The sequence below is a fragment of the Rathayibacter sp. Leaf185 genome, from assembly GCF_001423885.1.
Classification (GTDB): domain Bacteria; phylum Actinomycetota; class Actinomycetes; order Actinomycetales; family Microbacteriaceae; genus Rathayibacter.
Genome location: NZ_LMPP01000001.1, coordinates 1,058,256 through 1,079,213 on the forward strand (window position 1 = coordinate 1,058,256; position 20,958 = coordinate 1,079,213).

Below are 20,958 nucleotides of genomic sequence, written 5' to 3' on the forward strand. Positions count from 1 at the left end.
GAGGACGTCGTCATGATCGACCTACCTCCTCTGACCCGCGCCGACTTGATTGAGCTGGGCAGGAGGATCAAGATTCCCCAACAGGTCGAGGCGCTCCCGCCCGAGCCTGGTCAGGTCTGGCGGGCTCTCTGGGATGAAACTGCAACTCTCGTTGTCATCCTCGAGGCCACTGAGATCTCGATCCGCGTTGCTCCGTTCTTCTTTGACTTCGACGACCTGATCTTCAACGAGGAGGATCAGGTCGCGCTCGAGGGGCAGCCGGCCGTCGTTCTCTGGAGCCAGGCCCGAAATATCGCGCCGCTCACCCTCGATGCCGCGTTCGGATCCGTCCCCTTAACAAGACAGACGACGGGTCGGATCATCAATCAGGTCCTCGAATCACAGATGACCGAACCCCTCGACACGCTCGCGGCGTTGACCAGGGACAGCGAAGGTGACGGCACGTTGCGTGAGCGTCTACTGGGACTTCACATTTCTCCGCGGCAAATCGCGGAAGCGCTTGGCCAGCCCCTCGTCGTAGGCGCGAACATCCTTCGTAACCGGCGACCCGTCACATCTGAGGAAGCGGAAGCCCTCGCGGCCGCGGTACCTCTGACCGCGCACGAGATCCTTTCCTCCAACCCGACTCTGCCCCAGCAGTGGCAGGACGAGCTGCAGTCCGCTGCTTACCGCAGACCAGTGCGCAATCTGGCGCGACAGCGCCGTAAGTCGGACTCGGAGGCCTGGCGCTCCGTGGCTTACGGCTCGTACGCGCTTGCTGCGCGGCAGGGCAACAACCTCGAGACCGCGAGCGTGCGTGCGCGAATCCATAGCTACCTACAGTCCGAGCTGGAGCGTGATGACTGACGTCAACCGCGCTGCCCGGATCCGCGCGCGACTTGATGCTCCGGACCATGTCAGCCGCATGATTGCGTCGCTGCAAGCTCGAGGCGACGTCTCGCTGGAGGAGATCCGTCAAGACCCCATCCGCTGGCTGGAGGAGTGGAACGAAGTCGACGTCTTTGACTTCGAACCCTCGCGAGCGGAGTCAGATTCGAGATGTGATGTAGCCGGACTCTACCGGGGGGAGGAAACACCGCCTCGGATCGGTATTGCGTTCTCCGAGACCCGACAGCGGATGAACTTCACCGCTCTGCACGAGCTCGGGCATCACCTTCAAATGACCGACGAGGAACTTCTTAACTCGCTCGTGGAGCGTCCGGACGGTGGAGCTGCGCTGGAGGAGGAGGCTTGCGACGCTTTTGCCGCAGCGATCCTGATCCCGGAAGCGGCCGCATCCAGTCTGCTCGGCAGAGGGACGCCCTCCGCCGAATCCGTCGTTCAGCTTTGGCAGACGCTCGGGACGGTATCTCGCTCAGCGGTCGCGATGCGAGCTCGTCGACAGATTGATGGCGACGGCCACGTTGTCGTTCTCAATGCCGACGGCATCGTCACGTTTGCGACATCGACGACCGCGATCCGCCCAGGGCAGCGAAGTGACCAAACTGCCACGCCGATTTGGTCGGCCATTGAGCGCGCTCACGCGAACGAGACAGTTACGGCGCGGGGACAGTTCGCCTACGGAGCAGCACTGGCCGGCGACATCTATTTCATGCAAGCCACGCCTGCCGGCACCGGCTTCATCATCGTCGCCGCGATCGAACGAGTGCCGTGGACACTGTCCATCGCCCGACACGAAAGCGCTCCGTACGGTCGCTGGTACGTGTGCCCCCACCTTGCTTGCGCCGCCGAGTTCCTGGCCGGGCCGAAAGACGTCTGCTCCGTCTGCCATCAGTCGACCTGCACCGAGTGCGGCCGCTGCGCCTGTTCCATCACAGCCCCAGCCGAATTCCTCTGCACCGACTGCTTCCTCCTGAAGGGGTCAGCAGAGGCATCGGCGACCGAAGGCATCTGCTCCGACTGCGCCGCCTGACGAAGCCTCAGAGTTACATCGTCTGTTCCTTGCGAGGGCTCATCCTGGGCCCGGTCAGGAGAAAAATGAACGACCCAGCTCGGCCGCTTTCCGCGGTAATCACCATCGACAACACCACCTTCCAGCTCGAGCACGGTGACATCACCGGGCAGGAACTGCGGGAACTCACCAGCCCGGCGGCCAACGACCTGTGGCTCGACCTCCCGGACGCGCAGGACGTCCCGGTTCCGCCGGAGTCCACCATCACCATCGCCAGCGACCTGCGCTTCTTCACGAACACGCCCATCACCATCTACATCGACTCAGTGCCCTATCGGGTCCCAGCCGGTGCCGTTATCGAGCAGAAGTTGCGCGAGCTCACCTCACCGGCGATTCCGGATGATCACCGCATCTGGAAGGACATCTACGACGACCTCGACGATCCCATCGCCGAAGACGAGATCATCCTCATCAGAGACGGCGATCGCTTCTTCACCAAGGTGCCCGAGCGCACCACCTTCGAAATCCGAGTCAACACGGAGAGGCACACCGTCGCCGGCCCGATCGTCTCCTTCGAGACCATCGTCGGGCTCGCGTTCCCCGTGCCGCCCACCGGTTCCCAGCTCATCTACACGGTCGGCTACACCCGAGGCGTCGGCCCCCGTCCCACCGGAACGCTGCGCGCCGGCGAGACCGTCACGATCAAGAACGGAACCATCTTCAATGTCACAGCGACTGATAAGTCGTAGCGCCGACCTGCAGAAGCTGCGTGACCAGGGATACGAGGTGTCCGTCATCGACGGGCACCTCGTCCTCTCCCACGTCCCCTACGTCAACGCTGCTCGCCAGGTCACCTACGGCTCCCTCGTTTCCACGCTCACCCTCAGCGGCGATACCACCACCACACCAGACACCCACGTGGTCTACTTCATCGGCGAGACGCCGTGCACGGCAGACGGCACCCCGCTCGACAACCTGATCCACGCGGTCTACGACGCCCAGCTCACGACGAATCTCGCCGTGAACTTCATGTTCTCGCACAAGCCGGTCCCCTCCGGGCTCTACCCGGACTACTTCGCAAAGATGAGCACATACGCGACAATTTTGCTGCAGGAAGCCCAGGCCCTGGATCCAGACGCAATCGCCCAGACCTTCGCGCCCGTCACCGATGAGGACGACACCAGCGTGTTCAACTACCTTGACACCGCCTCCAGCCGAGCGGGGATCGCGATGATCGCCAGCAAGCTCCAAATCGGTAAGGTCGCGATCATCGGAGTCGGCGGCACCGGCGCCTATATCCTCGACCTCCTGGCCAAGACACCCATTGGCGAACTCCACCTTTTCGACGGAGATCGCTTCCTGCAGCACAACGCGTTCCGCGCTCCCGGCGCCCCCACCCTCGACGAACTTGGCTCCACCCCATACAAGGTCAACTACCTCGCGGGCCGATACGCCGCGATGAGGAAGGGAATCTTCCCACACCCGATCAACATCGATGCCACCAACCTGAGCCAGCTAGACGACACCGACTTCGTGTTCCTCGCGATCGACGACGGCCCGGCCAAGGAGGTCATTGTCACGCACCTCGAGGTGGTCGGAATCGACTTCATCGACGTCGGCATGGGCATCTACGAGCGACTCGGCGCACTCGGCGGCCTCGTCAGAACAACCCTCAGCCGGAACGACCAGCAGAGCCGGGCCGATGCACGCAGCCGGATCTCGTTCGGCGACGACAGCGCCAACGAGTACACGCAGAACATCCAGATCGCCGACCTCAACGCGTTGAACGCTGCCCTCGCCGTCATCAGGTTCAAGAAGCATCTCGGGTTCTTCCTCGACCTGGACGTCACCGACACCTCGATCTACATGATCGACAGCAACGCGATCGCAAACGAGGACCCGTCATGAAAACCCAAAGATTTGACTATGAGTTCGACGACGAGTTCCCGACCACGCCCGCCCCGGGGACGGTCTACGTCTCCACGCCTTACGCCAGCGCGCTTCACCTCTGCGCATGTGGATGCGGAATCAAGGTCGTCACTCCACTGTCACCCGACGACTGGTCCATCATCTTCAACGGCGTCTCCGTCAGCCTGACACCGTCTATCGGGAACTGGAGCTTTCCGTGTCGATCGCACTACTTGATTCGGCGCGGTGACGTCATCTGGTCGGACCAATGGTCGGCTCAGAAGGTCGAAGCTAACCGCGAAGCCGACCACGCACGAAAGGAGCAACGCTCCATCGCTGAACGGGAACCGGTTCCTATTACCTCAAGGCCACGCACGCGGCTCGCGCGCTGGTTCAGGAAGCTGCGCCCGTAGGACGAGGGCTCCGCGTAATTCTGATCCCAGTCAGGCCGCAAAATCTCCCGAGGGCATCGGCGCAATGATGATTCGAAACTGATCTGGCACGATACGCTCCAGGGTGACGTAGTAATCGATGTAATTGGTCTTGCGGAGCAGCTTACCAAGTTCGGAGCCCCAGTGCAGGACGGTCGGTACATTATTCTGGCCAGCGGTGCGATTGGGGTTGTGGCTGACCCGGAGGTCGATTGGTCCAAGCGTTTCGCCGTTGATATAGGCGTCGAACGTCACGTTAACCTCCATCTCGCTCAAATTGTCAAGGTTAGGCGTCCAGGGCAGGCCGCCAAAAAAATCAGAAATGAAGTATGTCTGGTTATTGAGTGGGAACCCCTCCTGGCTTAGCCGGAGATTCCCTGTTGGGTTACTGTTCGCGGCCCTCGGCCTCTGCGCGGCCGTGTGGTCCATTTGTTTGAACCAACGCCTGATCACCCAAGCCTCTGGAAGGGGTGTATCGACGTACGGTTCAACGGGAGTAGGCGCCGGTTCAAGCGTTTGGCTACTCTTCCCGGGGGTTATGGGCTTCTTAGAAATGAGACCGGGCGCGAGCGGCGGTAGGGGTCGCATAGCGGTTTCGGGCGGGCCGAAAAGCCCTCGTGCCGTGCCGGACGTTACGCTGTCGGTGTCTTCCGGGGCGTCCTGTTTCGGCCGCACTACCCGACGGCTGGCATCCTCGCTTCCGATGGCGATGTCCGAGCTGCGGAGCATGTTCTGAATAAGTTCGTCGGTGAGGGGCTGGCACGCTGTCGGCTCGGCCAGCAGCGATGCGATCCAGCTCTCTACTTCTGCGAACGGGCCGTCCAGGTCACCGGTGCCGTCGAGCCAAAGTGATCCTTCGTAGTTCCAGCCGAGTCCGCCGGCAGTCATGTTGCTGGAGCCGACGAACAGGGAGTGCTGCTGAGGGCCGGTCGCGAGGTACACCTTTGGGTGGAAGGTGCGACGCGGGTCGTGGAAGACGTAAGCGTCGTCGGCGAGATGTTGCGCGAGAGCGAGGCCCTCTCTCGTCGCGCCGCCCTCACTGACACCGACGATCATGCGGACGTATCCACCGCGGTCTCGGAAGTCAGTGAGCTGAGGGATCACCCGGCCAAGTCCGGAACGTTTTGCCCAGGCGACGACGATGTCGAGGCGATCCGCGTCGCTGTCCAGGACGTGCTCGATGAAGTCGAGCAGGTTGGGTTGGCCTTGCGCGGGTTGGCCGACGAATCGTGCTTTCACGTGTTGAGTCTCCTGCCGCGGGCGCTCGCTCGGGGGAGGAGGACCGGTAGGATTTGCTTCAGATACTGAAGTGAGGACCATGAGAACACGCGACGTTGTCAGCGCCGAGAAGCTACGTGGCGGGTTCTACTCACCCGACGTTCTTGTGGATCTGTGCCTGGGCCGCTCATCCGAGTTGCTCCGCGGCAAGCAACACGTCAGGGTACTTGAGCCATCGGCTGGTGATGGCGCCTTCATCCGCGGGCTGGATCGAACTGACCTGGGGCGGGCGGTCGCTCACGTCGAGGCGGTAGAGATCTTCGAGTCCGAGGCGCAGAAGGCGATGGAAGCTCTCTCCCGGTCCGGGATTCCTGGTGCGGTGCACATTGCAAACGTCCTCGAATGGAACCAGGGTCGATCCGGAACATTCGACCTTGCGCTGGGCAATCCGCCCTACGTGCGGTTCCAGTTCGTGTCTCTTGAAGACAAGCAACGTGCGCTGGCCATCGGCAATCAGCTCGGCATCACCGGCTCAGCTGTCTCCAACCTCTGGATCCCGGTCTTCCTCCTCGCGGTCGAGCGACTCGCAGCAGGCGGTGTGTTCTCGATGATCCTGCCCACCGAGTTCCTCACGGGCGTTTCCGCCGGCCGCGTTCGAGCCTGGCTTCTCGCGACCACCCGCGACCTCACCATCGACCTCTTCAAACCAGGCTCCTTCCCCGCCGTGCTGCAGGAGGTGCTCGTCCTCACCGGCCGGAAGGCCGACTCCGCGCAGGACGCGAGCAAAACAGTGCGATTCTTCGACCACAACGGAGGCACCCACCAGTGGCGTCACGAGGTATCGCCTGCCGCGAAGACCTGGACGTCCTACTTACTGAACCCCGAACAAGAGTCCGCGCTGACCGAGTGCGCACGCCTGGAAGGCATCACGCGACTCGGATCTGAAGTCAGGTTCAGCGTGTCGACGGTGACAGGAGCCAACGAATACTTCTGCGTCGACACCGCCACGGTCGAGGAGAACGACCTCAGCCAGTGGGCCCTTCCGCTGCTCCCCCGTACGCGCTATGCGCCAGGACTGACCTACAGCAAGGAAGAGCATCTCGAGCTCGCCGACACCACTGCCGCGGCCTGGATGCTTCACTTCGCCGCCGACAAGCCCGTCCCCACGCAATACAGCCGCGCCGGCAGTTACATCGCAACCGGAGAAACGGCCGAGCTGCACGAACGATTCAAATGCCGCGTCCGTACCCCGTGGTACCGCGTTCCAGTCGTTCAGCCCGGCCAGCTACTCATGTCGAAACGCTCAAACCTCTTCCCTCGCGTCATCGTCAACCAAGCCGGCGTGGTCACAACCGACACGATCTACCGCGGCCACATGCTTCCCACTTCAACCCTGACCGCGAACGACGTCGCCGCGTCATTCCACAACTCACTCACGTTGCTCTCCGTCGAGACAGACGGGCGGAGCTTCGGCGGAGGCGTCCTAGAACTCGTACCCAGCGAGGTTGCGTCACTACTGTTCCCCGCAGCGCCCGCCGCCCACAAAGAACTCGACAAGCTCGACCGCATCGCACGAACCGACCCATCCCCCGAGGCGCTCATTGAGGCGACCGACCGCCTACTACCACAGTGGATCCCGGGACTCACTCCCGATCTTTTACACCTCGTTCAGGAAGCACGCCATGAACTGCTGCAACGCCGAACGGTCCGCTCTCACGGCAAGTTCTTTGGGCTGGAGACCTAGGCACGGTCTGGGAGTCTCGAGCAATCATCCACATTGGCTTGAGTTCGACCGTTCGCAACCTCGACCGCAGACGACGAAGTAACTCCCCGAGGCCGGAACTCCATGCGAGGCCGTGACGCCGTGGGCCGCCTGCTACGCTCACGCGAACTCGCGATCGACAGGGGAACGTATGGGCAGCGTGGGCAACCTCGGCAACTACCAGCGGCTGGTCAGCCTCGCAAAAGCCACCGACGGCCCCGTCAAGCTCGCGATTTACGTCGTCGCCGGAAGCGTTGCAGTCGGAACGATCATTGGAACCGCCGCGGGCCCAACGATCAAGAAGGGTCTCCACGAAGCTACTCAAACGGTGAAGCGTATAGTCAAGCCCGCGCCGCTGTCAGGGCATGTCTATACCGTTTTCCAGGACGCAGAAGGCGATACCGCACCCGAGCTGCGCGCCGGTGACCAGTTCCGAGTCATCGAACAGCACGGCGACGCGATCGTCATCGAGCTACTCGGAGACGCCGAGAACCCCTACGTCAAGTCTGGAGAACTGCTCGAGTCGGTCTCCGACTTCAAGCTCGCCCCCAGCTGACCGAGTCCAACCGTGAAGTCTCACCGAGCAGAAACAGCGGCCCGAACGTCCCCTCATCGCCGCCCTCCCACCGTGATCAGGTCGATCCGCGCGGTCCCGCCAGCACACTTGCTACCCGCCCTCGAGACATCTCATCGGGTGAGTCTCTGACCGCGAACCTCCGACGCCTGACCGGTCTGGGAGCGCTCCCGGTGGTCCTTCTTGCTACGTTCGAAGCCCGAGCCGCGGTCCCGGCGGAAGAGGCGTCCTGATGCGTGCAGAGCGAGACCAGACGATCGATATCGCCCGCGGTCTCGCCATCACGGCTATCGTCGCCGGACATGTCCTGCGCGGATTGGCCTCGTCGCAGATCATCGATTCGTTCAGCACGTCGGCGCAGCTCGCGGATCGGCTTCTATACTCCGTGCACCTCGCAGTTTTCGCGTTTCTGACGGGGCTCTTCATTCGGCAATCGGTGGAGAAGGCGGGCGTTTCGGCCTACGTGCGCGCGCGCGTCATTCAATTCCTCTACTTGTACGTCGTCTGGCAGATATTGCAGTCGCTGGTCAAGGTAGTGACGTCGTCGTTCGTGAACTCGCCGAAGGCGCTCGTGGAGGTGCTGTGGTTCTGGTATCCGGAGGGGCAGCTCTGGTATCTGCCACTGCTCACTGTGGTGCTGCCGTTCATCGCGATTGTCGGGCCGTGGCGGTCGGGGGTGCGCGCGGGGCTGGCGGTGGGGGTCTCGTTGGTGGTCGGGCTCGCATCGTGGGGGCTTAACGGGCCGGTTGCGGGGACACAGGGGTACGGGATTCTGCCGTTCTTCGTTGTCGGAGCGCTGGTGGGGGCGGGGGCGTTTGCGGCATGGGCTGGGCGCGTGCGGGCTACGTGGGTGGTGCTTGCGCTGGTGGTCGGCGGCGGGATCTACGTTGCCGGGAACGTGTGGGGTGGGACGCCTCCGACGACTGGTGGGGAGGTGCGGACCGGTGGGTCGGTGGCGGTCGGGGTGGTGGCGACGTGTGCGGGGATCGTGTTCGTACTCGCGGTGGCGTGGCTTATCGCGCGATATGCCTCGCCGGTAGCGGCGTTCGCCAGCTTGTTAGGGCGGCGGAGTCTGGAGATATTTCTCGGGCATATTTTATTTGCCTCGGGGTCGCGAATTGTGCTTGATGCGCTGGGGGTGACGTCGGTCGCTGTTTATATCGTCGTGGGGGTTGCGGTCGGTATTGCTGGGCCTGTTGTACTGATCCGGGTACTGGACAAGATGCGGTTTCCTTGGCTGTTTGCGGCGCCGTCGAGATGGGTCGGAACTAAGGCGGGCCGGCGTTCGTAGGAAGGTGGGTCTCGATACGCCGCCTTCGGCGGCTACTCGACCAACAGGCTTGAGGGCGGGCTTAAATCAAGGCGGGCGCCTCCTCTGCGAGTCGCGCCCGCGCTCTCCACAAGGCAAAGCTGGCCGGCTCTCGCCCGTCCTTCTGCGACGAGGGCTCGGGCTTCTCCGCCAGGAGTTAGGGGCTGCCGAGGGCGGAGAGGAGCTCGCGCTCGTCGGGGTCGCTGAGGCCGGCGCCGCCGGGGTGGCCGGCGGCCAGCGTGTCGCGGAGGGTGTCGGCGAGGGGGCGGCGGGTGAGGCCGGCGGCCTCGGCGCGGGTGGTCAAGCGGGCGTTCATGCCGTACCAGGAGGGGTCGGCCAGCCAGAGGGGCAGGGAGCGGGGGCCGGCCCACTCGTTCACGTCGTGGTCGCGGAGCCACTGCTCCGAAGCGAGGACGGGCACGGCGGTGGAGCCGAGCGCGGCGGCCGCGAGGTGAGCGGGCAGCGGCATCGTCACTCCGGCAGCGTTGAAGACGCCCGCGGTGCCCAGTGATGCGCACTGCACCAGCCAGGCCGCCAGGTCGCGCACATCGAGGACGGCGGTCGGCAGCGAAGGGGCGTCCGGCACGAGGACGGCTCCCTCCACCGCGGGGTGGGCGAAGCGCCACGGCCAGTACGAGGTGCGTCTGGTCGGGTCGCCGGGGCCGCCGAGCAGGCCGGCCCGGGCGAGGAGCGATCGTGACGGGCCGAACTCGGCGAGCACGGCCTGCTCGCAGGCGACCTTGGCGGCTCCGTAGTCCTCGGGATCAGTAAACGAGTCGGCGGCGAGCGCCGGCAGCAGCTCGGCGTCCTCGTCCGCACCGATCGTGGCCTGCGACGCGTAGACGTTGCCGGTCGAGACGAAGAGGTACCGGCCCGCCTCCCCCAGGTCGCGCACCGACCGGCGCACGTGGCCGGGCTGCCGGGCGACGTCGATCACGGCGTCCCACTGCTCGGCAGCCACGAAGGACAGAGCGTCGTCGTGGTCGCGGTCGGCGCGGATCAGGCGCGCGCCCTCGGGCACGTCCGTGCCGCGGGCGACGCAGGTGACTTCGTGGCCGCGGGCGAGCGCCTCCGTCGCGAGCTGCCGGCCGAGCCAGGCGGTGCCACCGAGGATCAGAAGCTTCATCCCGGCATGCTGTCACGGCCTCCGAACATTCAGTTGCCCGAAAAGGCTCGCCGGAGGGCTCGAGAACGAGCCTTCTCGGGCAACTCAGCACCGCTACGGGCGCAGAAACGGACCCGAAGGGAGCACGCGCGCGTCAGGTCGGCGGCATTCTCCGCCAGCACGCGCGGCAACAGACCGGCGCCCACGGTCGCGCCCGGCCCGATGCGCAGACGCCCTCAGCTCAGCCGCGAGTTCCCCGCCCACGAGCCCCGCGGCCCGGATCTGTGCGGATCTTCACGGTCTCCGGCGCCTCCGAGACGGCGGGAGGCCACGACTCCGTCTCTGCACGCACCCGCTGAAGCTGAATGCTCCGTGAGCACTCGCCGCACCAGCTCTGGATGCCACCCGAATGGGCGTCATCGGATTGGTCCTCCACGTGCCCACTTAGGGGGACATTTCATCCCGGGCAGAACCGTATCTTGATGGCTGCTCGACCGGGACGATCCGGCCCAGCGGAGTCTGGGAGAACACGTCATGTCGGAAGTGCGCGCGCTCGGGCGCCACCGACGCACCCCGCGCACCGAGCGCCGCTCCGTCGCGCTGACCCTCGTTCTCGCGCTGCTCGCGGCCGTCCTGGTCGTGCTGCCGGCGACGAGGGCCGAGGCCGCGACGGTGCTCCTCCAGGAGAGCTTCGGCGGTACGAGCGTGCCCGATCCGGCCTGGCAGGCGCTCGACAGCGCCTGCATCACCCGCGCCACCGCGGCTCCGCCGAGCGGGGCGTCGAACCTCGGAGTCTGCGCCAACCGCGAGCAGGCTCCTCGCGCCGACTTCGCGACAGGGTTCCTCCAGCTGACCGACACCCGCAACAACGCGAAGGGCGGCGCCGTCTTCAACCGGCCGATCCCGGCGACCGGCGGGCTCGACGTGCAGTTCGACCAGTACCAGTACCAGGCGCTCCTCGGGCTGCAGGGCGCCGACGGCATCGGCTTCTTCCTCACCGACGGGTCGCGCAGCCTGACCGCCGCGGGTGCCCCCGGAGGGTCGCTCGGCTACGGGCAGTCGACAGCGGTCCCCGGCGTCAACGGCGGCTACCTCGGCATCGGCCTCGACGTGTACGGCAACTTCTCGTTCGACGACGGCGGGCTGGGCGCCGGCTGTCCCACCAACTCCGCGACGGGCGCCCGGGTGCAGAACCGCATCGTCGCTCGCGGCCCCGGGCAGGGGACGGCCAACTACTGCTACATCGCGCGCAGCAGCGCGATCTCCCTCCGCCCCACCCTCAACCTCGCCAGCACCGGCACGCCGGGCACGGACGTCGGCCGCACCATCCGCGTCACGATCTCGCCCGACGCCAAGCCCGTCGTGACCGTGTACTACGGCAGCTCGGCGGGGCTGCCCGCCGCGAGCCTGACCCAGGTGATGCAGTTCACGATGGCGACGAACGCGCCGCCCACCTTCAAGCTCGGCTTCACCGCCTCGACCGGCGGCTCGAGCGACACGCACCTGATCCGCAACGTGTCGGTCTCCTCCATCACCAACCTCGACGACGTCACGCTGGTCAAGCAGATCGACCGCACCACGACGCAGCCCGCGGCCTACACCGAGGGCTCGGTCATCCCCTACCAGTTCGTCGTCACCAACGGCTCGGTCAACGGCACGCTCAGCGGAGTCGCGGTCTCGGACCCGAAGGTCCCGACGGTCACCTGCCCGACGACGCAGCTCGCGCCTCTCGCGACCGTCACCTGCACCGGCACGCACACCGTCACGCCCGCCGAGGCGCTGGCGGGCACCCTCGTCAACACGGCCACGGCCTCGGCGACGAAGACGACACCCGGCCAGGCCACGGTCGCTGTCACCAGCAAGACCGCCACCGTCACCGCCCCGATCGCCACGCCCGCCCCCGCGATCGCCCTCACCAAGACCGGCGCCCTCGCCGACACCAACGCCAACACGCTCGCGGACGCCGGCGAGACCATCACCTACAGCTTCGCCGCCCGCAACAGCGGCAACGTGAGCCTGCAGAACGTCGCCGTCTCCGACCCGAAGGTCTCGGGCATCACGCCGACGACCGCGACCATCGCCCCCGGAGCGACCGCCACCTTCACCTCCGCGCCGTACACGGTCACGCAGGCCGACATCAACAGCGGCGCCTCGCTCACCAACACCGCGACGGTCAGCGGACGCACCCTCGCGACCACTCCCACCACGGTCACGGCGACCTCGTCCGTCAACACTCCCATCCGCTACGCCCCCGCGATCAGCCTCACCAAGAACGGCATGCTCTCGGGCTCCACGGTCGGCTCGACCATCGCGTACACCTTCACCGCCGCCAACACGGGCAACGTGCCGCTCACCGGAGTCGCGATCACCGACCCGAAGGTCACCGTCGTCTACGGCACCTGGCCGGGCGCGACCGGCGAGCTCGGCCTCGGGCAGTCGGTCACCGCCTCCGCGACGTACACGCTCACCCAGGCCGACGTCGACGCCGGCTCGGTCGTCAACACGGCGACGGTGACGGGCAAGCCGCCCACCGGCGCGAACGTCACCGCCACAGCCACCCGCACCACCACCCTGAACCGCGCCAACGATCTCGCGTTCACCAAGACGGCGAACCCGGCCTTCATCAGCGCCGCCGGCACCGTCGTGACCTACACGTTCCGCGCGACGAACACGGGCAACACCACGCTCACCAGCGTCGGCATCACCGACCCCAAGAGCGGCCTCTCGGCGCTCGCCTTCACCTGGCCGGGCACGGCCGGCCGGCTCGCTCCGGGCCAGGTCGTCACCGCGACCGCCACCTACACGACCACCGCGGCCGACGTCACCGCGGGCACGATCTCGAACACCGCGACCGCCACCGGCACACCGCCGACGGGCGGCGCGCTCGCCCGCACCGCCTCGGTGAGCATCTCGGTGATCCCCGACCCGCAGGCCGACTCGGCCACGGTGGTGCAGGGCGGCTCGGTCGTGATCGACGTGCTCGCCAACGACGGCGCAGCGGCCACCGGCTCGACGTTCTCGCGGGCGCAGCTCTCGGCGACCCCCAAGGTCATCGGAGGCGCGGCGTCGCCCGCCCCCGCCACCCCGGTCATGGGGTCGGTCACCTGCGTCGACAGCGGCGCCACCCGGGGCCAGTGCACCTACCGGCCCATCGCCGCCCACGTCGGCACCGACGTCTTCGACTACGCGCTGTCGGGCACCTACGGCACCTGGAACGTGCGCGTCACGGTCACCGTGACCGCCGTGAACCACGCGCCCGTCGCCCGGCCCGACCGCGCGGTCGCCACGGCCGGAGGCTCCTCCGTCACCGTCACGCCGCTCGCGAACGACACCGACGAGGACGCGGGCGCGACGCTCACGCTCTCCTCCGTCGGCACGGTCAGCAGCGGAGCCTTCACCTGCGCGGGAGCGACCTGCAGCTACACCCCCGGCGCGGTCACCGGCTCGTTCCCGGTCGCCTACACCGTGACCGACGGAGCGCTCACGGCGAGCAGCACCATCACGGTGTTCGTCGACCCCGCCCCGCTCACCCGCCGCGGCTTCCACGACACCGACACGACCGGCGGCACGATCGGGCTCGGCACCTGGACCCGCTCCTCCGCCGTGGCCACCCCGGTCGCCGGCTGCACGGCGAACCGCCCGAGCACCCTCGTGACCTGGGCCGCCGTGCCCGGCACCACGGGCTACGTGCTCGAGCGGCGTCTCACCGGGGCGACCGCGTGGACCGTGGTGGCGACTCCCAGCGCGGCGGCCACGAGCTTCACCGACGACCGGCTCGGCGAGGGCCGCAGCTACCAGTGGCGGGTGCGACCCGATCTGCAGCGCTGGCTCGGCGTCGCCTCGGCCGCCTCGACGGCGGCCACGCAGCCGGCCGTCACCACCGCGAGGGGCTGCTGATGCGCCTCCCGCCCCGCACTCGACCCGCACACGCCCGTGCCGGGAAGACCACGCCCGACCCGGGCACCCACCAGAGAGGAACGGTCTCATGACCATCACAGCACCCGAATCCGCCCCGAAGCGCCGCACCCCCTGGAAGAAGATCGCCCTCACGGGCGGTGTCCTCCTGGCCGCGGGCGCCCTCGCCGGCGCCGGCGCCTTCGCCGTCTTCACCGACTCCGGAACCGCGGTCGGCACCGTCGACGCCGGCCAGACCGACATCACCGTGACCGGAGACTTCGTCGTCACCGACATCGCACCCGGCGACACGGTCCAGCGCCCGCTGAACCTCACGCTGCCGAACGCGACCAACGACGGCAACCTCGTCTCGACGGTGCGCTTCTACCAGGACGTGACCGCGCAGTCGGTCGGCACCGACGACCCGGCCCTCACCGGACCGGGCGAGTCGCTCGTCACGGGCACCGACGGGCTCACCTACCGCCTGCTCACCTGCTCCGTCGCGTGGACCACGACGACCGCCCCGGCCGGCCCCTACGACTGCGCCGGCACCACCACCGTCACCGGCACCGGCAAGCTGTCGACGATCGGCGGAGTCGCGAACGCCGTCGACTTCACGCCCGCCAGCTTCGGCATCACCCCCACCGCGACCGGGACCTTCCCCTCGGACGCCGGTGACGTGACGCTGAACACTCTGATCGAGCTCGTGCTGCCCACCGCGGCCGACAACGACTACGAGAACGCCTCGGCGACGATCACCTTCACCGCCGCCGCCATCCAGCGCGCCGGCATCCAGAAGTAGCCCGCTCCCGCTCCGTCCGTCCCCCCGGGCGGAGCGGGTCCCTCTTCCCGTCCTGCCCCCGCCTGGGCGGGGCGGGAACCTCCTGCACTCCCCGGAGCCCCATGCACCACGCACGCGCGATCGGCACCGCCCTCGCGGCGGTCCTCGTCGCGCCGGTCCCCGTCCTGCTCGGGCCGGCGGCGAGCGCCGCGCCGCAGCGCGTCATCGACGTCCGCGAGCTCAGCGCCCCGGCCGCGCTGTCGGGACTCGCCCCCGGCGACACCGCCGAGTGGGCGGCCGAGGTGACCAACATCGGCACCTCGCCGCACGACCTCTCGGTGGCCTTCGTCGTCGACGGACCCGACGACCTCGCCACCGACCCCCGCGACGGGCTCCAGCTGGTCGTCGACCTCTGCCCGTCGGCCTTCACCGTCGTCGACCGGCGCCTCGCCGACGGCCGCGACATCGAGCGCTACGACTGCCCCGACGACACCGTCCCGCTCGGCGCGGGACCGGCCGCCGTCCTCGGCCGCCTCGAGGGGTCTCGGCCCGTCGCCAGCGGGACCACGATCGGGGTGCGGGTGCGGGTGGCCTTCCCGGCCTCGGCCGGCAACGCGCTCGAGGACACGGATGCGGGGCTGCGCGTCGTCGTGACCGAGGCCGACGCTCCGGTCGACACCGGGAACGGGCCGATCGCGGGCGGCGGGGTCCCGGTCCCCGGCGACGTCCTGCTCCCCGGCGGTCCGGCGCTTCCCGGCGGCCTGACGCTCCCCGGAGGTCTGGCCGTCACCGGTCGCGACGTCGGAGCCGCCCTCCTCGGTGGCCTGATCGCGCTCGGCACCGGCGCGCTGATCGTCGCGGCCGGCCGACGACGACGCGACGAGGAGGAGCACGCATGAAGCTCCTCCGCGCCGTCCTCGGCATCGCGGTCGGCCTCCTCGCCGTCGTCGGCATCGGCGTCTTCGTCCTCTCGGCCCTCGGCCTCGTGCGCCTCGTCCCCGTGCTCTCGAACTCGATGGCGCCCGGCATGCCCGTCGGCTCGCTCGCGATCACCCTTCCCGTCGCTCCCTCCGAGATCCGCGCGGGCGACGTCGTCGTCTTCACCGATCCGGATGTGCCGGAGCGCCGCGTGATCCACCGCGTCACCTTCGTCTACCCCGAGGCCGAGGCGGCCGAGCTGCGCGGCCGCGAACCCGGAGAGCTCGCGCTCACCACGAAGGGCGACAACAACCCCGCCGCCGACCCGTGGATCGTGACGATCGCCGATCAGCGCATCTGGCGCGAGCAGAGCATCGTGCCCCTGCTGGGCTGGCCGAGCATCGCGCTCTCGCGGCCCGAGGCGCGGTTCGTGCTCTTCGCGGTCGGCGGCGCGAGCGTCGTCGGCGCCGTCCTCGTCGCGATCTGGCGTCGGCCGACGGAGGCCCGCTCGTGACCGCCGGCGCGCACCGGGCGACGGAGGTGCCGCAGCGCACCTCGCGCCTCCACGCCCGTCATCGGGCCCGCGCGGCCCGCATTCCGTCCGCCGCTCGGCACAGTGCCCGTCTCGCGCTCACGATCACTGCCGTCTCTGCACTGCTGCTCGGCGCGCTGGGCGGGGCCGCGGCCGTCTTCACCGATCGCGCCAGCGCGGGCGCGGGCGTCGGCTCCGGAGTCGTCATCGCCGAGTTCGACGCGACCGGAGTCACGAACGTCGCCGTTCCCGTGACCGGGCTCCTCCCCGGCGGGACCGCCCGGCGGCTCCTCGACCTCAGCAACGCCGGCACGGTGGCGATGTCGGCGCTGCAGCTCGAGTCGTCGGCGGGGGTCAGCCTGTCGGACGGGGTGCAGCTCGCGCTCGACCGCTGCTCGCAGCCCTGGTCGGCCGACGGCGCGACCTGCGGCGGGACCGTGACGGTCGTCGCCTCCGATCGCCCCGCCACCGCGCGGATCGGGCTGCCCGGCTCGCCCGCTCTCGCGATCGGAGCGACCGATCACCTCCGGCTGACGCTGCGGCTGCCGGAGTCGGCGCCGACCGGCGCGCAGGGCACCTCGAGCACGCTGAGCATCACCGTCGTCGGTGTGCAGCGCGCGGCGCAGCACCGCTGAGGCTGCGTCAGCGGTAGACGCTCCAGACGGCCTTCTCGACGTGCTTCTCCTCGCCCAGCACCTCGACGATCCACTCGCCGTCGTTCTTCGCGAGAACGCGCCCGCGGAGGTACTCCGGCTCCCAGCCGTCGGCCCGCGGCACCCACTTCACGAAGCGGGCGAAGCGCCCCGGCGTCACGTCTTCTCTCGACATCTCCACTCCCTCGATCCCCCGGGTTCTCTCCGGGTACGAGGACTGTAAATCGACACGAGTCGGTTGGAGCAGGGCGTTGACTATCCCGCCCGCGTCTGCGACACCTCCCAGCGCACTCCCACGCAGCCGCGCCGGACGACGCGCTCGGCGGCCAGCGCGCGCGGACACCCTTCCCGGCGTCAGCGCCGCACCAGCCGCCGCACCCGCGCCCGCAGCAGGTACGCCCGGTACGCCGCGTACCGCAGCGCCGGCCGCGCGAGGGCCCGCACCCGCGCGGGCAGCGGCGCCCGCACCGCCGCCACCTCCTCGTAGATCGCCGCCTGGGTCCGCGCCGCCGCCGCGAGGCTGAACCGCTCGACGACCACCTCGCGGCCGAGCTCGCCGAGCCTCCGCCGCAGCTGCGCGTCGCCCGCGAGCGGACCGAGGATCCCCGCCAGCCGCCCCGCGCCGTCGACCCCGTCGCCGCGCGAGTACCAGCCGCCCTCCAGGAAGAAGGGGAGCGACTCCGGAGTCAGCAGCCGCCAGAACGCGCGCTCGCCCTGCACGACGAGCGGCTTCGCGAACGCCATCCCCCGCAGCGCGCTGCTGCCCATGCCGAGCACGATGTCGGCCGCGGCGTAGGCGTCGCGCGGGTCGAGCATCTGCCCGGTCAGCGTCACGAGCGGCCGAGCACGCCCGGCGTTCACCCGGTCGGCCGCGGCCTGCAGCTCGTCCCGCACGGCTCCGTCGCCGACGATCACCAGACGGAGGCGGTGCTCGTCGCCGATCCGCCCGACCGCCTCGATCGCGGCCAGGATCCCCTCGCGCTTGAGGTCGGCGACGAGCCGCGCGACCGTCACCACCGCGATCTCGTCGGGCAGCACGTCGAAACGGTCGCGCAGCGCCGCGACGTCGGCCACCGGCGCGTTCAGATCGGTGTCGACGGGCGGCTCGATCAGGTGCAGCTCGCTCCGTCGCGCGCGCTCCTCCTCGAGCAGCTCGACGACTCCGACCACCAGGGGGAACACGGTCGGCACGAAGTCGGGCACCTCGGGCGAGAGCACCGTGGTCACCACCGGCGCCCCGTCGACGAGGTACGGCCCGAACGCCGCGTCCATCGTCGGCGCCCACTCGTAGGCGTGGATCAGGTCGATGCCGCGCTCGCGCACGATGCGGTGCAAACGCGCCATGCTGCGGACGGAGACGTGCGGCCCCTTCTCGGGCGCCTCCTCCCAGTCGAGCCCGAGCTCGGCGACGAGCGGCGTCAGATCGCCGCGCGGACCGTAGACGACGGCCTCGTGCCCGAGCGACGCCATCCGGCCGGCCAGCTCGATGCCGTTGATCTGGCTGCCGCCGACCTCCATGGTGTGCAGGCAGGTGAGGATGCGCATCGCGGGGCCTTCGGGGTCGGGGGCGGAGTCGCCCCAGGCTCGCAGGGATCGGCGCGTTCTGCGACCCGGATCCCTCACGCGCGGCGGCCGGGTGGACCCCCGGCTCGTGAAACCGCGTTCGGCTCGCAGAAACCGCGCGATTCTGCGAGCCGAACCGGTTTCTGCGAGCCGAACGGGCTTCTGCGAGCCGGAGACGCGTGCCGGATCAGCCCGGCAGCACCTCGAAGTCGTTCTCCTGGAACTCCGCCACCTCGGGAACCCAGCGCGACTGCACGAACTCCACGTGATCCGGGTGCGCGTCGTACGCAGCGAACGCCGCACGGTCGGCGAACACCATCGAGAACTGCCAGTCCAGGGTGCTCTTCGCGCTCACCTGCCGGTTCACGGTGAAGTCCGTCACTCCGGGGATCGCCGTGAGCACCCGCCGCGCGTGCGCCAGGAACTCCGCCTCCGCCTCCGACCCCGCCTCATGCATGAGCGAGAACGCCACGGTGTGCTGCACCTGGGCACCGGCCCCCGCGATCTGCCGCCGCGCCTCGTCGATGGTCGCCATCACCGACACCACCTCGTGGTGCGGGTGCACCGGCGACTCGAGCAGTCCCTGCGCCACGTACGACGCGAACGCCGTCGCCTGGAACGCGAGGTTGCCGTACGGCCACGGCCCGTCGTCGATCCAGGTGTCCGACTCCTGCGAGGTGCTCAGGCTGCCGAGCGTGAGCGTCAGCCCGCTCGGTCCGAAGAAGGGGCTGTGCACCTCGAGCCGCCCCTCGGAGCCGAGGATCATCGCCTCGACCGGCAGCGACGTCTCGAGCGAGGTCGACAGCAGCGCCTGCGGCCCGCCGTCGGTGCTGAGCAGCAGGTCGGCCCGCGAGTCGACTCCGGTCTCGGGGTGCGTCGCGCCCGAGGCGTGCACGCGGGAGGGGGCGCCGATCACGGAGGAGGCGAACGAGATCGGGTAGACGCCCGCGTCGAGCAGGGCGCCGCCGCCGAGCGAGGCCTTCCAGAGCCGGTGCTCGGGGTCGAACGGGATCGTGAAGCCGAAGTCGGCGCGCACGAGACGCAGCTCGCCCAGCACCCCGCTCTCGACGACCTGGCGGATGATGTCGGCCTGCGGCAGGTAGCGCGACCACATCGCCTCCATCACGAGGACCCCGGCCGCGCGACCCGCCTCGGTGATCTCACGCGCCTCCGCCGCCGACATCGCGATGGGCTTCTCGATCAGCACGTGCTTGCCCGCCGCGATCGCCGCGAGTGCCTGGGCGCGGTGCAGGGTGTGGGGAGTCGAGATGTAGACGACGTCGACGCCCGGGTCGTTCACGAGCGCCTCGATCGAGTCGTGGACCGTCGGGATGCCGTGCCGCTCGGCGAACTCGCGCGTCTTCTCGACGTCGCGGGCGGTCACCGCGACGGCGCGCTGCGTCGAACGGACGTGCAGGGCGGACACGAACTGCTCGGCGATGCCGGTGCCGATCACGCCCCAGCGCAGCACGGGCACGGAGGCGGGGTCGATCGTTCGCGGTTCTGGGAGCGTCACGGGCATGGTCTCGCCTTCAACTAGCGCTTCTCCCCGGGCAGGAGCGCGTCGGGCGCGACCCTAGCAGCCGGTCGCGCCCGTGTGGCGCGCCGCCTGCCCCTCTGCGCGGCACCCCGGCGAGACCCGGACGCCGACGCTCATCGAGACTCGGAGGCCGACGCTCAGCGCGACCCGAACACCGAGCCCCGCGGCTCCGGAGCCCGGATCGACAGCTCCTTCGACTCGGCCCGCCACCCGCAGCCCGGCCCGTTCGGCTCATCGATCAGCCGCCAGTCGATCAGCTGCTCGCGCGTGAGCAGAACCTCGCCCTGCTGATCGATCAGCGTCACGGCGATCGGGTCGGGCGCCGCGGTGCCGAGGTCGAACACCCAGCGGTCGTCGTCGCTCCGCAGCACCGGGAACGAGCGCGAGCCGTCGGAGGCGAGGTCTCCCGGCCGCGAACACACTCCGCCCGCGCAGATCCGCACATCGGCGACGGAGGCGCGCCCCGGCCCGTCGATCGCGATCGTCAGCGAGGTGCTCCAGCCGATCGCCGTGCACGGCGCCGGCTCCGCACAGCCGCCCAGCAGGAGGAGCAGCCCCGCCGCGCCCGCCACCGCCGTCGCCCTCCGCATCCGCCCATCCTGCCCCGCCGCCGAGCCTGTGCCCCTCTGCCGAGCCTGTGCCCCTCGAAGGAACCAGTTCCCCCGGCGACGGACGTCCTCCGCAACGACCCGGAGCGGCCTGCGGATAGCCGCACCCTGCACGTCACCCGGTCAGGTGATCGACGCGCCGACGTCGCACCCTTCGCGTTCCTGCTCCCCGCGGGCGCCGGCCTGACCCTGGTGCACCGCCAGCGCCACCACGCGTAGCGCACCGACACGGCCGGACCCTCGAGCAGCCCGCGGATCTCGACCCGTCGGC

19 protein-coding genes are annotated in these 20,958 nt (G+C 68.8%); 13 read left to right on the top strand and 6 right to left on the bottom strand.

Features of this window, described 5'->3' with window-relative positions:
• Window positions 1–12: 12 nt before the first annotated feature.
• The 5 genes from ASG06_RS05010 to ASG06_RS20675 all read left to right on the top strand — a co-directional run bounded on the left by ASG06_RS05010 (window position 13) and on the right by ASG06_RS20675 (window position 4,212).
• Entirely contained in the window at window positions 13–846 is an 834-nt protein-coding gene (locus tag ASG06_RS05010; RefSeq protein WP_056039330.1) for a hypothetical protein, read from the top strand.
• Window positions 839–1,912, top strand: coding sequence for an ImmA/IrrE family metallo-endopeptidase (locus ASG06_RS05015; RefSeq protein ID WP_056039332.1), 1,074 nt, complete (start codon window positions 839–841; stop codon window positions 1,910–1,912). The genes ASG06_RS05010 and ASG06_RS05015 overlap by 8 nt, the downstream gene beginning before the upstream one ends.
• Window positions 1,913–1,977: 65 nt before the next feature.
• Window positions 1,978–2,640, top strand: coding sequence for a multiubiquitin domain-containing protein (locus ASG06_RS19435; RefSeq protein ID WP_082498951.1), 663 nt, complete (start codon window positions 1,978–1,980; stop codon window positions 2,638–2,640).
• Window positions 2,615–3,799, top strand: a complete 1,185-nt coding sequence (locus ASG06_RS05025) for a ThiF family adenylyltransferase (RefSeq protein WP_056039335.1) — start codon at window positions 2,615–2,617, stop codon at window positions 3,797–3,799. Before ASG06_RS19435 ends, ASG06_RS05025 begins: the two co-directional genes overlap by 26 nt.
• Complete coding sequence (locus tag ASG06_RS20675) at window positions 3,796–4,212, top strand: DUF6527 family protein (protein WP_442965596.1); 417 nt, start codon at window positions 3,796–3,798, stop codon at window positions 4,210–4,212. The genes ASG06_RS05025 and ASG06_RS20675 overlap by 4 nt, the downstream gene beginning before the upstream one ends.
• 30 nt (window positions 4,213–4,242) lie before the next feature.
• Here the strand turns inward: ASG06_RS20675 and ASG06_RS19440 are convergent, their stop codons facing one another.
• Complete coding sequence (locus ASG06_RS19440; RefSeq protein ID WP_162239001.1) at window positions 4,243–5,469, bottom strand: phospholipase D family protein; 1,227 nt, start codon at window positions 5,467–5,469, stop codon at window positions 4,243–4,245.
• A gap of 79 nt (window positions 5,470–5,548) precedes the next feature.
• Between ASG06_RS19440 and ASG06_RS05040 the strand changes: the two genes are divergently transcribed.
• From ASG06_RS05040 to ASG06_RS05050, 3 genes are all read left to right on the top strand, one after another.
• Window positions 5,549–7,192, top strand: coding sequence for an Eco57I restriction-modification methylase domain-containing protein (locus ASG06_RS05040; RefSeq protein WP_056040515.1), 1,644 nt, complete (start codon window positions 5,549–5,551; stop codon window positions 7,190–7,192).
• A 178-nt stretch (window positions 7,193–7,370) separates the two neighbouring features.
• The gene (locus ASG06_RS05045) at window positions 7,371–7,766 is read left to right on the top strand and encodes a hypothetical protein (protein WP_156465862.1); all 396 of its coding nucleotides are present in this window, start codon (window positions 7,371–7,373) and stop codon (window positions 7,764–7,766) included.
• Between the two features lie 250 nt (window positions 7,767–8,016).
• A complete protein-coding gene (locus ASG06_RS05050; protein ID WP_056039343.1) occupies window positions 8,017–9,075 on the top strand; it encodes an acyltransferase family protein in 1,059 nt (352 codons plus the stop codon).
• Window positions 9,076–9,250: 175 nt separating this feature from the next.
• Here the strand turns inward: ASG06_RS05050 and ASG06_RS05055 are convergent, their stop codons facing one another.
• Window positions 9,251–10,219: an NAD-dependent epimerase/dehydratase family protein gene (locus tag ASG06_RS05055; RefSeq protein WP_056039346.1), complete on the bottom strand. Its 969-nt coding sequence runs from the start codon at window positions 10,217–10,219 to the stop codon at window positions 9,251–9,253.
• A gap of 513 nt (window positions 10,220–10,732) precedes the next feature.
• Here ASG06_RS05055 and ASG06_RS05060 point away from each other — a divergent pair.
• The 5 genes from ASG06_RS05060 (at window position 10,733) to ASG06_RS05080 (ending at window position 16,958) form a co-directional block, all read left to right on the top strand.
• Window positions 10,733–14,095, top strand: a complete 3,363-nt coding sequence (locus ASG06_RS05060; protein WP_056039350.1) for a DUF7507 domain-containing protein — start codon at window positions 10,733–10,735, stop codon at window positions 14,093–14,095.
• Between the two features lie 88 nt (window positions 14,096–14,183).
• Window positions 14,184–14,894 (top strand): TasA family protein, encoded by a 711-nt coding sequence (locus ASG06_RS05065; protein ID WP_056039353.1) that lies wholly within the window; start codon window positions 14,184–14,186, stop codon window positions 14,892–14,894.
• Window positions 14,895–14,995: 101 nt separating this feature from the next.
• Complete coding sequence (locus ASG06_RS05070; RefSeq protein ID WP_056039355.1) at window positions 14,996–15,772, top strand: hypothetical protein; 777 nt, start codon at window positions 14,996–14,998, stop codon at window positions 15,770–15,772.
• Window positions 15,769–16,305, top strand: coding sequence for a signal peptidase I (locus ASG06_RS05075; protein WP_056039358.1), 537 nt, complete (start codon window positions 15,769–15,771; stop codon window positions 16,303–16,305). Before ASG06_RS05070 ends, ASG06_RS05075 begins: the two co-directional genes overlap by 4 nt.
• Entirely contained in the window at window positions 16,302–16,958 is a 657-nt protein-coding gene (locus tag ASG06_RS05080; RefSeq protein ID WP_056039362.1) for a hypothetical protein, read from the top strand. The genes ASG06_RS05075 and ASG06_RS05080 overlap by 4 nt, the downstream gene beginning before the upstream one ends.
• Window positions 16,959–16,965: 7 nt before the next feature.
• On the opposite strand, the gene ASG06_RS19850 is transcribed toward ASG06_RS05080, so the two are convergent.
• From ASG06_RS19850 to ASG06_RS05095, 4 genes are all read right to left on the bottom strand, one after another.
• A complete protein-coding gene (locus ASG06_RS19850) occupies window positions 16,966–17,151 on the bottom strand; it encodes a hypothetical protein (protein ID WP_156465863.1) in 186 nt (61 codons plus the stop codon).
• Between the two features lie 179 nt (window positions 17,152–17,330).
• The gene (locus tag ASG06_RS05085; protein ID WP_056039366.1) at window positions 17,331–18,521 is read right to left on the bottom strand and encodes a glycosyltransferase family 4 protein; all 1,191 of its coding nucleotides are present in this window, start codon (window positions 18,519–18,521) and stop codon (window positions 17,331–17,333) included.
• Window positions 18,522–18,726: 205 nt separating this feature from the next.
• Window positions 18,727–20,061: a Gfo/Idh/MocA family oxidoreductase gene (locus tag ASG06_RS05090; protein WP_082498953.1), complete on the bottom strand. Its 1,335-nt coding sequence runs from the start codon at window positions 20,059–20,061 to the stop codon at window positions 18,727–18,729.
• Between the two features lie 155 nt (window positions 20,062–20,216).
• Complete coding sequence (locus tag ASG06_RS05095; protein ID WP_056039369.1) at window positions 20,217–20,669, bottom strand: hypothetical protein; 453 nt, start codon at window positions 20,667–20,669, stop codon at window positions 20,217–20,219.
• Window positions 20,670–20,958 lie beyond the last annotated feature (289 nt).